General features: G+C 36.3%; 13 protein-coding genes. All 13 read right to left on the bottom strand.

Going from position 1 to position 14,501, the window contains the following annotated elements; translation table 11 throughout:
• Positions 1-35: 35 nt before the first annotated feature.
• The gene (locus OQX64_RS11495; protein WP_265818865.1) at positions 36-1,022 is read right to left on the bottom strand and encodes a glycosyltransferase family 2 protein; all 987 of its coding nucleotides are present in this window, start codon (positions 1,020-1,022) and stop codon (positions 36-38) included.
• Positions 1,015-1,947, bottom strand: a complete 933-nt coding sequence (locus OQX64_RS11490; protein ID WP_088300119.1) for a glycosyltransferase family 2 protein — start codon at positions 1,945-1,947, stop codon at positions 1,015-1,017. The genes OQX64_RS11495 and OQX64_RS11490 overlap by 8 nt, the downstream gene beginning before the upstream one ends.
• Entirely contained in the window at positions 1,944-3,269 is a 1,326-nt protein-coding gene (locus tag OQX64_RS11485) for a glycosyltransferase family 4 protein (protein ID WP_265818864.1), read from the bottom strand. Before OQX64_RS11485 ends, OQX64_RS11490 begins: the two co-directional genes overlap by 4 nt.
• A 160-nt stretch (positions 3,270-3,429) precedes the next feature.
• Positions 3,430-4,392 carry a hypothetical protein gene (locus OQX64_RS11480; RefSeq protein ID WP_265818863.1) on the bottom strand — a complete coding sequence of 321 codons (963 nt, stop codon included), beginning with the start codon at positions 4,390-4,392 and terminating at the stop codon, positions 3,430-3,432.
• A gap of 73 nt (positions 4,393-4,465) precedes the next feature.
• Positions 4,466-5,332: a glycosyltransferase gene (locus OQX64_RS11475; RefSeq protein ID WP_265818862.1), complete on the bottom strand. Its 867-nt coding sequence runs from the start codon at positions 5,330-5,332 to the stop codon at positions 4,466-4,468.
• A complete protein-coding gene (locus tag OQX64_RS11470; RefSeq protein ID WP_265818861.1) occupies positions 5,329-7,101 on the bottom strand; it encodes a glycosyltransferase family 2 protein in 1,773 nt (590 codons plus the stop codon). Before OQX64_RS11470 ends, OQX64_RS11475 begins: the two co-directional genes overlap by 4 nt.
• Entirely contained in the window at positions 7,086-7,937 is an 852-nt protein-coding gene (locus OQX64_RS11465) for an alpha-1,2-fucosyltransferase (protein ID WP_265818860.1), read from the bottom strand. Before OQX64_RS11465 ends, OQX64_RS11470 begins: the two co-directional genes overlap by 16 nt.
• Positions 7,937-8,410, bottom strand: coding sequence for a DUF268 domain-containing protein (locus OQX64_RS11460; protein WP_265818859.1), 474 nt, complete (start codon positions 8,408-8,410; stop codon positions 7,937-7,939). The genes OQX64_RS11465 and OQX64_RS11460 overlap by 1 nt, the downstream gene beginning before the upstream one ends.
• A gap of 249 nt (positions 8,411-8,659) precedes the next feature.
• Entirely contained in the window at positions 8,660-9,928 is a 1,269-nt protein-coding gene (locus OQX64_RS11455; protein WP_216359194.1) for an ABC transporter ATP-binding protein, read from the bottom strand.
• A gap of 241 nt (positions 9,929-10,169) precedes the next feature.
• Positions 10,170-10,430: a four helix bundle protein gene (locus OQX64_RS22445; RefSeq protein WP_265819050.1), complete on the bottom strand. Its 261-nt coding sequence runs from the start codon at positions 10,428-10,430 to the stop codon at positions 10,170-10,172.
• Positions 10,431-10,590: 160 nt separating this feature from the next.
• Positions 10,591-11,448, bottom strand: a complete 858-nt coding sequence (locus OQX64_RS11445) for an ABC transporter permease (RefSeq protein ID WP_265818858.1) — start codon at positions 11,446-11,448, stop codon at positions 10,591-10,593.
• 40 nt (positions 11,449-11,488) lie between these two features.
• Complete coding sequence (locus tag OQX64_RS11440; RefSeq protein WP_265818857.1) at positions 11,489-12,610, bottom strand: glycosyltransferase family 4 protein; 1,122 nt, start codon at positions 12,608-12,610, stop codon at positions 11,489-11,491.
• Positions 12,611-12,622: 12 nt separating this feature from the next.
• Positions 12,623-14,413 (bottom strand): asparagine synthase (glutamine-hydrolyzing), encoded by a 1,791-nt coding sequence (asnB, locus tag OQX64_RS11435; RefSeq protein ID WP_265818856.1) that lies wholly within the window; start codon positions 14,411-14,413, stop codon positions 12,623-12,625.
• Positions 14,414-14,501: the final 88 nt, after the last annotated feature.

Genomic DNA, 14,501 nt, shown 5'->3' with positions numbered 1-14,501 from the left:
TAAGCACTTCAATACAATGGGGTACAGTATTTTGTCTAAAAGCCAAATCTCCAGTAGCTGATTAATCTTATTACTCGCCAGCCAAAGTAGCGGCTTAGCTTCAAACTGACTGGACCTCCTGAGTAAGTCATTTTTTTTGCACCGAGTTGTTTTGCTTTGTTTATCGCATATCTCGAAAGGTCATTGAATTTCGGGAAAGTTGCTATACCAACTCGTACATAGGGTGCAATGAACATTTTATTTAATAAATCCACGGCCACCTTCGTTTGTAAATATTCATATTTTAAGTCAATTGCTTTGATCATTGAGCTATATCCTTTATATGTTAATTGTTGCGATAAACTTATATTTGCACCTGAAACAAGATATTTACGATAATAATTAAAGGTTTCTGGCACGAAACAAATGCCTTTTGTGTTCAACAAAATTCTGCAAAAATATTCTCCATCATCATCTACACTCAATTCTTCATTCCATGGGCCTGTTTTATTTATAATGGATGATGGAACGAGCCAGGCATTAGGTTGAATCATTCCTCCGTAACCTTTCCCAATAACTTCACCACCAATTAGCTTTAATAAAAAGTCAAATGGTTGATCAGTTGTTTGATTATACCAGCTTTTGTCACGATTCGATTGTAAGATATCTGAGGAATTAAAAAAATGAATAGTTTCACAAAGTGCCAGGTACCCTGGGTTTTTTTCAAGCACTTCTACCTGCAATTCTATCTTATTTTCACTCAAAAAGTCATCAGCATCCAAAAATTGTATATAATCGCCCCTAGCATGAGCTAGGCCAAGATTTCTGGCAGCACTTGCACCTTTATTTTGTTGTTGGTGAATTTGTACCGATTTGCTTTGGTAAGTTTTTGCAATTTCAAATGAATCGTCCGTAGAACCATCATCCACTACGATGATCTCTTTCTGTGGCCATGTTTGATTTATTGCAGATTCAAGACATTTACTTATAAATGGTGAGGCGTTATAGAGCGGAATAATTATAGAAACTAAGGGTTTAACCACGTCTTAAATATGGTTTGAATAAACGGATCATTTTTTCTCTCAACCAAAATGCCGCAAAAGGATTCAGTTTGCAAACTGTAGTGAAAAGAGTTTTTTCTTTAGGAGGAGCGAAGCTTTTTAACCTTCTGGCAGATTCAATATTTTTTCTCACAAGTGTCCAATCCTTGCAAGCAGCAGATTGTGTAGCATTTTCCCAATAACAGGCCGCTATCTCTCTGTAGTATATTTGTCCGAAGTAATTTTTAAGATATTCTGAAACATGATAGTGTGCCCAGCAACATTTTAAGAGATTAGAATTTGACATGCTTTCGTTTTGCCTATAGTTAATACAGGTAACCTCGCTTTCGTAATCGAAAGAAAGTCGATTGACAATTGCTTTCGAATAGAAAGCCCGGTCTTCGTTATACAAAACATCAGGATCGGTATTAAAGCCTCCGATGGCATTAAATTTATCTTTACAGAGTATGGCAAAATTCACCAACTTATTTTCGATTACAAATTTTTCAGTGTTTTCAATAAGCTTAGCTCTATTATAATTTGGATAACCGAGTATTTCATGAGTAACACCGTCTTTATATTCAAAATTTAATAATACAATGTCGGGGCACAATGGGGTGTCAATCCACTTTTTTGTCACAGTGGTAAAATTAGGAAGTAGCTCATCGTCGGCATCGTGAAAATGAACCCAGGAAGATTTTGATGCCAGTGCCATGGTGTTTTTACCATGCGCACAGCCCTTATTGATTTTTCCGTAAATCACTGTTGCGCCATATTGCTTAGCAATTTCAGCCGTATTATCAGTGCTTGCATCATCATAAACTATTATTTCATCAAATGGAATTTTTTGATTAAGGGCTGATTGGAGCAAACGAGGAAGATATTTTGCTGCATTAAATGCCGGAATACATAGTGAAATAGAGCTCACAAGCTAATTTTTTTTTTAATTCTTTTAAAAATATACTGCAATAAGGGTCTTAATGGCTGAACATCTAAAAAATCTCCTATATCAAATGGTGTATCTGAAGGTTTGTAAATTGCATTTAAATAATCGTTAGACGACTTATCCTTAAAATTATTTATACCATGATGGTAAAGATCAAGATTTTGAGGAATAATTTTTTCGGGCGACAGTAAAGTTCTGATAGTGACCATTGCCGAATCTGCTATGTTTTCTCGCTCATGTTCAGGAAGTGCATTTGCATAGTTGATGTTTTTGGCAAGTGAACTGAAATCATTTTTAGGATAATTAAATCCGTTTACACCATTTTCAATTAGCTCAGAAACCCCTGCACCATCCGAACAGATCACCGGAATGCCTGCACTCATATACTCCAAACAGGTAAAATTAAACATATCCCATGTGGATGGAACAATGGCGAATTTAGCTTTTTTTTGTTCAGCGAGAACTTGGTTGTTGGGCAAGGCAGAGTGCCAGGTTATTTTACTACCCCAAACAGTGGGATATTCATTTTTGAGTTCTTCAGATTTAGAACTTGTTTTGCTGAATGCAGTATCTTTTCCGTACCACTTAACTTTAGGTGCATTATTCCCAAGTTCCTGGATCGCTTTACAAAGTATATCCGGGCCTTTCCATTGTTGAATTCTTGCGCATACAATGGCAAAGTCTAATTTTTCTTCATTGTAACTAAACTCAATAATGGGCGGAATAAAAACAGGATATAACATCGTCACATCCTTATTTATCATCTCTTTCCAAAACTGTTGATTTGCTTCACTATGGGTGATGAGAACATCAGATTGAGACAGTAAATTTAATTCCGTTTGCCTGTTCAAGTCTCCGTTTAAATATTGTTTCAGCTGAGGTTCCTTTAACTCTATTTGTCCAAAGCTTCCATGAAGTCTTGTCACTACAGGTTTATGATGATTGATTATCCAGGGAATGTAACCTAAACCAAAATCTGTACATTCAATAAGATCATATTTTTTCCCCTGATCTGCCTGATCCCACATGGCCCATGCTGCGGCAACGTTTCTTTGATATTCTGGGAAAAGCGAAAGTTTCGTAAATTTTTTTAGATAAGAATCGAAAATTGATGGTTTTAAATATTCGATTTGAATACCATCCTCTATAGTATATGTTATTTCATCCTGCGTATAACCACTTCCAACCATTACATGTATAGAAGAGCAATAGTTGCGCAATGCTTTAATGTAATGTAAATAATAAGTGGATATACCTCCGCCAGAATGTGGATAATACTCTGGAAGGATAAACAAAATATTCATAGATAACTATTTAGGAAATTTATAGATGGAAATAATTAATATTCTTGTATCGGATTGTCTGATAGGTATTTATATAGGTTGTTATAATAAGGTTGTGGTACCATAGTACTGAATAATATTAAAAGTATTTAAAGAACAATTTGCTCGGAAGTTTGTGAGGTCATATGCACTCGTCCTTAGGATTTAAAGGATGATATTTACTAACAAAATTCAAAAGATTGTTATTCAAGATTTTGGGATTTCGGGTTTCATACAAAAATCTCCTCAACCGATTAACTATTAAACTGTTTTGTCTACTAAAAAAAATCTTAATTAAATCCCGGTTAAAAGAGGAATTATCTAATTTTAAAAATAGTGCTTGAATTTCAGTAGGATAGCTCGTTGGTGGTAGACCGACAGGAAGAGCACCAGCATACATGCACTCGTTATATTTTAAAAGTTCAATTTCACACCTACTGGGACATAATAACATGTACTTATATTTGGATATATATTGAATATAACTATCCTTTACGAAAGGATGTTTAAAATAATATTCTCGATTTAAATCCAAGTAGCCAGGATGTTTCAAAATCTTGAATAAAAATCTAAAAAACGATCTGGTTACTTTTTTCCATATCGAATATCGGTAAGGATAAACGTTTTCGTTTAATGCTCCTGATATTATGATTTTCTTCTTTTTAGAGGTATTGATATCTACTTCTTTTGAGCTGAGATAGGGATACGGTAAATGAAGAAATCTATCACTAAATTTTTCTTTTAGATCTAAGGTAATTTCTTTTGGTTCGTATACAGAAAGCAAAAAGGCGTTTCTATATCGAGATGCGTGTTCCAAAAAGGAATAGTAGAAATGACCATTGCAGTTTTCATAATATGGATCTACAATCTTTAAAAAAAAGATGGATGTCGGGTTGTTCTCAATCAGATAGTTAATCTTTTCTATGTCAGTTGTTTGTATTCTATTGTCAACAACAACGATGCTCTTTTTACCAGAGATAGGCAAATCCATGTCCTTCAAATATATAGGCCTCCACCCCATGTTTCTGGAATATCCAGGTCCTGCATCATCACAAATCAACTTATCATAATCTATGACATCAGAAAGAAGATAAATAACTTCCAATACTATACTGATTTGAAGGTCATCAAAATTGAAAATATTTGTTTAAACTTATGAATATTAAACATGTATAGATTCATATCTTATTTTTATGAATATTCTTTAAGAAATATTTAATTATTTTAAGGTTATTTAGATTAAATATATCAAGGTACAGCATTTTTACATAAATTAATATTGTATGGATGGAATAGTATCTGTTTTGAATGAGTGCTTTAATGTAATAATCTATTGCATTATATTCAATACTTAAGATGTCATCAATTCCAGTTATGTAGGTTGGCAGGACATTATTCCACTTCTTAGTGATTTTAATCATGGCCACTATCCAGGCTTTGGAATTTCCACCATTAGAAAAGTGCTCCAGTTCAATATCATATACAACATATAATTTATATAGCTGTTGAATCTGAAGTGAAAAATCGATGTCGTAGCCGTGAAAGTTATTAAAATTCAATTCATCAAATTTATTTTCTTTCCATACATTTTTTCTGCAACATAAAAACAAACCGTCTAAAATCTTTACCTCTGAAATTTCTTCGTTTAATGGATTTGCATATTTAATATAGTTATCTCCTGATGGATTCCTTTGAATCATAAAAAATCTGTCAAGTAAAGAATTATTCAACCATGCGCCTGATGGGGCTGAAGTCTTAATTTTAGTGCCAACTACACCAATCAGACCAGTTGCCTCATTTTCCAAGTGCTTAATAACTTTCTGACCCCAATTTTCAGAATGAAATTGTACATCTTCATGAACGAAAACCAGATAAGGATATTTAGCTTTGGCACCCGACAAATTATATGCCTTCGCTATCCCCATTTCACCGTTCGGGCTTTTTTGTGCTATTATTTCATAATTAGTTCCGATAGTCTGTGAAATATTTATCTGTATATCATTTAACAGACTTTGATTTCTTGAACAAATTATTATCGAGATCATAGGTTGGGGTCATATATTTTAATTTTACTTGAATGCCATGAAGAAGATATCCCGGCAGTATTATCATAATATATTTGTTCAGCAGATTTTTTGTTAGTATTTTCATACCATGGCAAATGCCTCATTAAATATGGGAAATTTGTTCTCATACATTTATATTGATATCCGACTCCTACAAGTGAAAATGGTTTATGCAAGCTAAAAGTTGTATCTATGTTTGCATCAAATTCAAGACTACTTAATGGATATAATGTGAATTTTCTCTCCCATTGAATCACTTTTTGTTTATTCTCGTAATGGTCAGGTAAATCGTCTATTTTAAGTCCAAATCCAATCTTATTATAATTTTGCTTTCTATTTAAGGATTTAAAGAAAACTTCAATAAAGTTATCAGGACATTCTTTTATAATTTCTAGATCAGGGTCAGTATAGACAAAAAAATTATATTTAATTTTATTGTAAAGCGATGGAAGTTGGTTTAAGGCAAGATGTCCTAAGTTTTTGCTCAACCGGATAACCTTGATTTGCTTATTATTGCTATAAAAGTCTAATAAAGGCTGGTAAGTAGACTGATTATCTAATATGATAATATTATGGTATCCACGACTTTTTAGTCCATCCAGTAAAATCTTTAAATATGCAAGACGATTAAAATTATTTATTATAATAGGAATTCTATAATAATTTAGGATTTTCAACTGAAAGAGTTTAACTAACATTTGAATATATCTTTCTGTTAGAAATGATTTAATTTTAATAAATCTTTCGCGCCGATAAAATATTAGGTTTTTTACTATAAATTTAGTTCGCTCTCTGTTACTTAAACGATTAAAAAAAGAACTCCCTATTGACTCGAAAAGTGTAGATGGATTATATTTAAGCTGAGAAATGATGTTTAGTTTGTAATAACGCGAAATAGCTTTATCCAAATGATCGGCATTAACCAACTTTTGTTTCTCATTAGCTTTTCTGATCGATCTTTCATATTTAATTAAAAATTTAAAGAACACATGTCCAAATTTCATATCCGCGGCTTTACTTCCGATAAGAATCAGACACAGATGATGAAAGAAGTTCAAGGAAATAATATTGGCTAGTTCCTTTTGTAAACTCACTTTTGATTGGCTGATTTGATTTGGCTGTATTCGATACTTAAGTAAAGGACGTTGAATGTTCTTAAATCGGGTTAGAAAGGCAAGCCTAGTCCATAGTTCATAGTCTTCTGCCGTATAATATGCTGGTTCATAATGTATTTTGTTGCTTTGAATTAATGATTTCCGAAACATCACGGAAGGATGTGCAATATATGAACCAATAAGCAATGAACTGAAAATTTCACGGTGCTCACCAGGATGGACTACTTCTTTTTCCCGTTCTCCAAATGTTTGATAGTTTGTTCCACAAACGCCTAAAGTTTCATCCTCCAGAAAGGCGTTAATTTGCATTTGAAATCTTTCGGGATGAGAAATGTCATCAGCATCCATTCTTGCGATATATGCTCCATGCGCTATCTCAATTCCGCGGTTCAAATGAGTTAAATATCCTGTATTTATGCTCGACTCGTAAAGAATAATCCGTTCATCTTTGAATGACCGAATAATTTCCTTTGAATTATCAGTAGAAGCATCGTCAAATATGAGAAATTCAAAATCAGCAAATGTTTGGTCTAAGATACTCTTAATAGACTCATTAAGGTAATTAGCCGCGTTATAAACGGGCATAATAACAGATATAGTAGGAATTGATTTTCCAATTATAGTTTTATCCAATTTTTAGGGATTATATTTTGATATACAAGGTTGAGTTGAGGATCTTTGAACCAATTCTTAGGTGCAATATTAATCTGCTTTTTGTTCGTTGATAACCAGGCACCCCACCAGCTAAAAGTACTATTTGCAATGATGTGATGTTGACAAGCCGTCATCAAATACATATCTTCCCAAGGCTCAAGGTTACTTACAATGGTACTATTCTCAATAAAAGAAAAATTCTCTTTGCACCAGTTAGCATCATCAGAGAAAATATAAAATATTGGGTTTTCTACTTTGGACTTAATACGTTCAATGCCTTGTTTATAATAATTTAGAGGTAGTATTCCATGGTAACTCTGAATTTCTGGCTTGGTATAATCTCCTCTACGGATATGTATAGCGACAGGATTTGTAGTTGATAAAATATTTAATTCAATTTCTTTTGACAGTTTTGATAATTCAGGAAATGTAAATTCATCCATTAAAATATTCCGGATGTCTCGAAAAATGAGTGGGTTTTGAAAATAACCGTCTAAGTAGACGTTTGATGAATTGTTATTCAGAAAATCAAAAATGTTTTCATCTTTTACTTCCTGGTATCTTGGTGAAAGCGTTTTAAAAATCCTTCTCTTTGAACGAATCAATCTGATAAAATAGGGGTTTGAAATACGTGTCTTCGTTCTTTTAAAAATGCCCAGTTCAAAACCACGAGCTGTAAATGAATCGGTTGTAATGTTGTTTTGAAGCAGAAAAGAAAAATCCAGGTATACTTTTCCAGAATTAGATAAAGTTCTGGCAGCCGCATACTGAAACATCTGGTTGCCTAAACCGCCTTGTAGTTTTACAATAATCATTATTTTTTAATGAACCAAAAGCATCCGCATCCATAAGTCTGGGCAGCACCCTCAGTTATTTCTGCCTGATCAATAAAATCGTTTTGATCTGTTACCAGAGAAAATTTTCTGAGTTCGAAGCCGCTAAAATAATCCAGTATCATTTTTGGATCGTAGATTCGATGGGCATTAAACATAATTTTAGATTTACCAACAGGAATTACAAATAGTATTGATCCACCCTTTTTGACTACTCTTTTAATTTCATTTATTGCTTTTAAATCCCCATCCGGATCAATAGGATCGCCATATCTGCCTAAGCCAATATGTTCGATGGTATGCATACAGGATAAGCATTCTATGCTATTAGATTCAAAAAAAAGCTGAGTTAAATCTGCTTTTTGACTTAAAAGGTTACTCAGATTGAGATCAGCAGGCCGATAATCATAAAATTCTACAGGAATAAAAGCTGAAATAATGGAGCAAAAATGCAATGTTGAAGATATATCAATATGCTTAACTGGATTAATCTCTTTTAAAATTCTGGCTGCCCATGCTGGATGATAAATGTAATGCGCATCGAAACCGGTACTTTCGGTACTGTCATTTAAACATGGATATAAGTCATCTTCACTACATCAAATCTTACTTCCTTTGTCTTTTCTTTAAAAAGTGAGAATTGTTCCTTAAACCAGTCCAAACTTTGATCAGGCTTACGCTTAAATAATTTTCTATAGATCGTTTTAATCATTTTTGTACACAGAAGATTTGAGTTGATTTAGGATTATCCCAGTATTTGCATTGAATTTTAATACATTCTTATTCAAGTCCGAATTTCCTATAACAACTTCAAATTGTATAGCTTCTTCAATATATTGAATACTTTCATTACCTCTTGACAATCCAACATGAACAAAATAAGTTCCTAAAGCCAAATGGGTGTAATCCTCTAAAAACTCAGCTTTATAATTTCCTTGTTTTAAATCTAAAGGTTCATGCCAGGTCGTTTTTATCGGAATTCCAGAAACACTTACAATCCCAATAGCACAGATAAGGCCTTTTATGTCTTCACTAACATTAAAATTGAAGTTTACCGTCCAGCTTTCAGCAATACATATTTCAGAAGCGAGCCTAGTTTGATTATTCTTCAATTCTACTGACAGGACATTTGCAACGCGTCCCAAAGAAGGCTCGAAAAATCTTTGTGATATTTTCTCATTTCGCTTTAAATAATGCTCAATTACATTTTTAATCTGTCCATAATATTGAGATTGACCATTTGATAACAGTAATCCTTTATCACATAATTTTTGGATGCTTTCCATATTATGGCTCACAAACAGCACCGTCCGTCCTTCACCCTTGCTTACTTCGCCCATCTTGCCTAAACACTTTTTCTGAAATTCTGCATCACCCACAGCCAGTACCTCGTCTACTATCAGGATTTCAGATTCCAGGTGTGCGGCCACGGCAAAGGCCAGTCGCACGTACATGCCGGATGAATACCGTTTCACAGGCGTATCCAGGTAGCGTTCAATTCCGGCGAAATCGACAATTTCATCCAGTTTGCGCTGGATTTCCCTTTTACGCATGCCCAGGATAGCTCCATTCAGGAATATATTTTCCCGGCCAGATAGCTCCGGATGGAATCCCGTTCCTACTTCCAGCAAACTGGCAATCCGGCCTTTACCTGAAATTTTTCCGGTCGTGGGGGCTGTAACTTTGCTTAAAATTTTAAGGAGTGTACTCTTTCCAGCGCCATTACGGCCAATAATACCAACAGCATCGCCTTTTTCAATCTCGAAATTAATGTCTTTCAGACTCCAAACGATATCGCTTTCACTTTTTGTGTGCTGGTTGTTGCTTTCCCCGATTCGCAGGAAGGGATCTTCTTTTCCACGCATCCTGGCATACCAGCGTTCCAGATCCCGGCTGATGGTGCCGGTACCGATTTGACCTAACTGGTAAGCTTTACTGAGGTTTTCTACTTTTATGGCGATGTGTGACAACAAGAGATGGGTGTTAGCGTATATGTTGATTAATTTAGATTAGTGATGTACAAATGTCAGTTCTTACCATTGAGCTGTGAATTTCACAGATGGGTAAGTTTAAGGATAATATTTTCTATCTGATCTCTGTACAATATATAATTCTCCTGACTAAGTTAATATAAACGGGCTAAATCATTGCCATTTCATTACTGCCTGGTTACTCCTGCTTTACCTTGCGGGTAACCAAAGGGTAAGCAGGGGGTTAACAAAGGGTTACCAAAGAGTTACCAAAGGGTTGACTAAGGGTTAACAAGGGGTAGAGAAAGGGTAAACAAAAGGTAAACCCAATGAAATGATTTAAGGTTTCAAGCGTAGTAGAATAGGCCCTTTTGGTGCAATGAGTCTTCTGTTCAAATGCAATCTTCCCGGATCTTTCAGCTAAGCATACTCCCATACTGTTCACTGATCTTTCGATCTGACTGGTCAGGCCAAAAGTCTCTTCTTTTGGAAATTTTTTAGTCAGTTAGAAATGTCTTTTCTGAACAACATTGATCATGTCCAAACTTCCAGTTTCTCCACTAAATAAACGTGCGTCATCTTTATTATAGACGAATTAATAAATAAAGGATGATCACTTAATATAATATTAGTCAAAATTCTAACCATCTAACCCACTTCCCCTCCTAAACCGTATCCACAAAATTCCGTTCTACTTTATTGAAAATGACCACGCCGAAAAGGAGCAGGGTAGCGGTAAGGCCGGTAGCATAGCCTAAACTTCCCCAGCTAAAGCTTCCTTCACCCAGAAATCCGTACCGGAAGGTTTCAATAATGGGTGTCATGGGGTTATATTCAATGATCCAGGCATAGTCAGGATATTTATTTAAAGCTTCTGATAGCGGATAAATCACAGTGGTGGCATACATTAAAAGCTGCACGCCAAAGGTGACCAGGAAAGCCAGGTCGCGGTATTTGGTTGTCATGGCTGAGATCATCATGCCGGTACCTAATCCCAGTAAAGCCATCAGCACCACTATAACAGGAAAGAGCCAAATCGCCCAGGTGATATGGAAGGCCGCACCCGTAAAATGGTAATAGGCCATCATCAGCATAAATAGCAACATTTGTACACCAAAACGCACCAGGTTGCTCACCACAATGCTGAGCGGCATGATCAATCTGGGGAAATATACCTTTCCGAAAATACCGGCGTTATCTTTAAATACGGTAGATGTTTTAGTCAAACAATCTGCAAAATAATTCCAGGCGGTAATGCCGGCCATGTAGAACAAAGGTTTAGGCAGTCCATCGGTGGATATGCCCGCCAGGTTACCGAAAATAAAAGTAAAAATAATGGTGGTAAACAAGGGTTGAATGAAAAACCATAGCGGACCTAAAATGGTCTGTTTGTAAAAGGAAACAAAATCGCGACGCACCAGCAGCCACAATAAATCGCGATACGCCCAGATCTCACCAAACTTCAGGTCAAAAAGCGAAGCTTTTGCTTCAATGGTCCAGCTGTACTCTTCTTTATGCTCCATAAACAGATAAAACTGTGTAAAATTGGTAGTCAGGATTCATCTAATTGGATAATAGATTAAGAAAGTTTATTCTGTATTGTTCAAAGTTAAAAGCATTTAAACAGGCTTGCTGTAAGCCCGAGGCATCAGTAGTGGATTTTGAATCTTCCAGTTGTTTAGAAATGGCTGTTTCAATTTCATGTATATGATGCGGATCAACAAAGCAGCCAAGTTTCCCGTTCAGGAGGGCGTTCCGGCTACCATCAGCATTTCCGGCGATGGAAAACCGACCACAGGCGGCCGCTTCTATGAAAGCAATCCCAAAACCTTCACCCTGGCTGGGCATGACAAATAAATCGGACAGCAGGAAATAATCCTGCAAAGCTGTTTCTTCGAGAAAACCAGTGAGTATTACCCTATGGGTCAGGTGATGCTGTTCAATTAAGGTCAATACCCTTTTCTTTTCCGTATCATCGGCTTTACCTGCCAAAACATAAACCACTTCTTCAGGCAGATTTTTTAATGCCAGAATCACCTGATCATAACCCTTATATTGTTCATGTGAAGAAAGACGGGTTAAGGTAAAAAGTATTTTATTGGATGTGGAAAGCTGATACTGTTGAAGCAGTTTACCTGGTTTTTGAAAATGGGTTGGTATAGGAAAGAATGGATCCAGGCCATTAGGGAGTACCTTAATCATTGATGGATTTAATTGATGTGTTTTTTCGATCTGTTGTGCCGTAAAGTGGCTGACTGCCCAAATTTCTGTGTGTTTACGAAGAAACGTTGTTTTCCATTTAGGCAGTTTCTCCCAAATTTCAATACCATGGGCCAGCAGAATGATTCGCTTTTGCGGCTGAATTTTTTTCAGGATCCAGGCAAATAGTAAAAGATTAATGTGACTGAGCAGGATGGTGTTTGCCTTGCGGCCTAATCTGATGGTATTGAGCAGAAAGGCTAAACGTTTTCCACGTAAGCCTTTAAAATCTCCGGTGTTTACATAACGCAGATCCGGCTGATCATCGTAGAGACTTATTAGCTGATGCGTATTATTTTTTGTGATGTTTAAATCACTAAGAATTTTACTGATGCACCGGCATACCTTTTCTATTCCACCTGTTAGGCTGAAAGTATGTAAACTTAAAAATAACACCTTTTCACTTTTCAATCCGCTATTTCCCATTCTGACTATCCCTTAACCCTTTTTACATACCTGGTAGAGCGCAAAGGCTTTAGACCAATGTATCTTTCCGGATTTAAATCTTTCCATCAGGTGCCTGGCGAAATCATGATCGGCATAAATCTGTTCATTTGTAATCTGTCCGCCTTGTATAAACCACTGTTGAAGCGGAAAACTGAAACCCATTTTAGGCCGTTTCCATATTGCTTCAGGCAGGATTTTTTTAAACGCCTGGATTAACAAACCTTTCTTTTCTGCATGAAAGCGTTGCGGGGTAGCGATGCTATTGATGGTTTCTAAGAAATGCTGATCAAGGAAAGGTACGCGGACTTCTACTCCGTGGCTCATGCTCATAAAGTCGGTATCTTTTAACAATTGGTTTTGCATAAAAATACGGGTCTCCAGCCATGAAATCCTTTCTGCACCACTTAAAGCATTTATTTCTTCATCCATAGGAAAGTTTTCAAACAACTGATCAATTTCTTTTTTTTCGATATTTAATATTCGGGCGATGGTTTCCGGAGTAAAAAATCCCCTGAGAAAAAGATATTCTCCAATCGGATTCCGGTAGCTGAGGTAATATATTCTTTTCAGTTTTTCTGAAGGCAGCTGGTTACATAACCTTAAGAGAAAACGAGGTGTTTTTTTTAATATATTGATGATCTTCATTCTGCTGAATGACGGGTATCCGCCAAGCAGTTCATCAGCACCAACTCCGGATAAAACAGCCTTTAAGCCATTTTCTTTGGCATATTTATTTACAAACCACGAATTGATGCCATCATTGGTAGGCTGATCCATTGCCCCCATAATTTTTTCAAAGTCTGCATCAAAATCCTGTGCTTCAACCAGGTAAGTGCGATGAATGCCACTAGTTTTTGCGGTAATGATTTTTTGATATTTTTCTTCAGAGAAAGCCTGATCCGTAAAATTGACAGATAAGCTTTGGAGGTGTTTACCCGTGTGTTGATTGGCGAGCAGGGTAATGATACTGGAATCTATGCCGCCACTCAAAAATACCCCAATGGGGGCGTCGGCAATCAGATGGCGATGAACTGCCGCCTCAAGGCTTTTACCCAAGTCGGCCGCAGCCTCTAAGGAAGACGTTACGGATGGGGAAGGGGGGCTTTGTTCAAAAGAAATGATTTCATGAAGCTGTTGCTGATGATCCCATTTCAGATAATGCCCGGGTTTTAATGAAAATACATCCTGCAACGTTGTAAAAGGTTGGGGGATATGTCCAAAAGCCAGGAAATAAATTTTCCAGTCCTTATTTTCAATAAATGGATAACAGGTTTCTTTAAAGGCTTTTACTTCAGATGAAAAGATCAGCCGGTGATTTTGAATGGCGTAATACAGGGGTTTAATGCCTGATTGATCCCGAACCAGGTAACTGAATTGTTTGGAGCGGTCATACAGTGCAAAAGCAAACATCCCGTTAAGTTTCCTAAAACCATTTACACCCCAGGCTTGATAAGCGGCCAGGATTACTTCAGTATCACTCTGGGTATGGAAGGGGTAGCCCGCTGCGGACAATTCTTTCTTCAATTCCGGAAAATTATAGATTTCGCCATTGAAGGTGATGACTAATTTTTCTTCCGGTCCGAACATAGGCTGGTGTCCGCCGGCAGTGAGGTCAATAAGGGCCAGTCTGCGATGGCCAAAGCCTAAACCTCCAGCCTCATCAGTGTAAAATCCTTCATCATCAGGTCCACCATGGCGCATAACATTGCACATCTGCTGTACATCCTGTCTGAGTTGATCAGGATATGCTTTTTTATCTATGACACCCGCAATTCTACACACGCCCCAATTTTTATGCTCCTGGTTTTATCCAGACCAGATATTTCAAAGTTATTTTTTGATGGATTGAAGTCATTTGATGCCGGCCTGG

Source organism: Pedobacter sp. GR22-10, from assembly GCF_026239715.1.
Taxonomy (GTDB): Bacteria; Bacteroidota; Bacteroidia; order Sphingobacteriales; family Sphingobacteriaceae; genus Pedobacter.
Note: the sequence above shows the minus strand (reverse complement) of the source record. Positions and strands in the feature narration are given on the sequence as shown.

Bases quoted from the DNA above. Each gene is read 5' to 3' on its own strand.
- OQX64_RS11485 (WP_265818864.1), bottom strand. From the start codon at position 3,269: ATGAATATTTTGTTTATCCTTCCAGAGTATTATCCACATTCTGGCGGA.
- OQX64_RS11475 (WP_265818862.1), bottom strand. From the start codon at position 5,332: ATGATCTCGATAATAATTTGTTCAAGAAATCAAAGTCTGTTAAATGAT.
- OQX64_RS11465 (WP_265818860.1), bottom strand. From the start codon at position 7,937: ATGATTATTGTAAAACTACAAGGCGGTTTAGGCAACCAGATGTTTCAG.
- OQX64_RS11445 (WP_265818858.1), bottom strand. From the start codon at position 11,448: ATGGAGCATAAAGAAGAGTACAGCTGGACCATTGAAGCAAAAGCTTCG.
- OQX64_RS11440 (WP_265818857.1), bottom strand. From the start codon at position 12,610: ATGGGAAATAGCGGATTGAAAAGTGAAAAGGTGTTATTTTTAAGTTTA.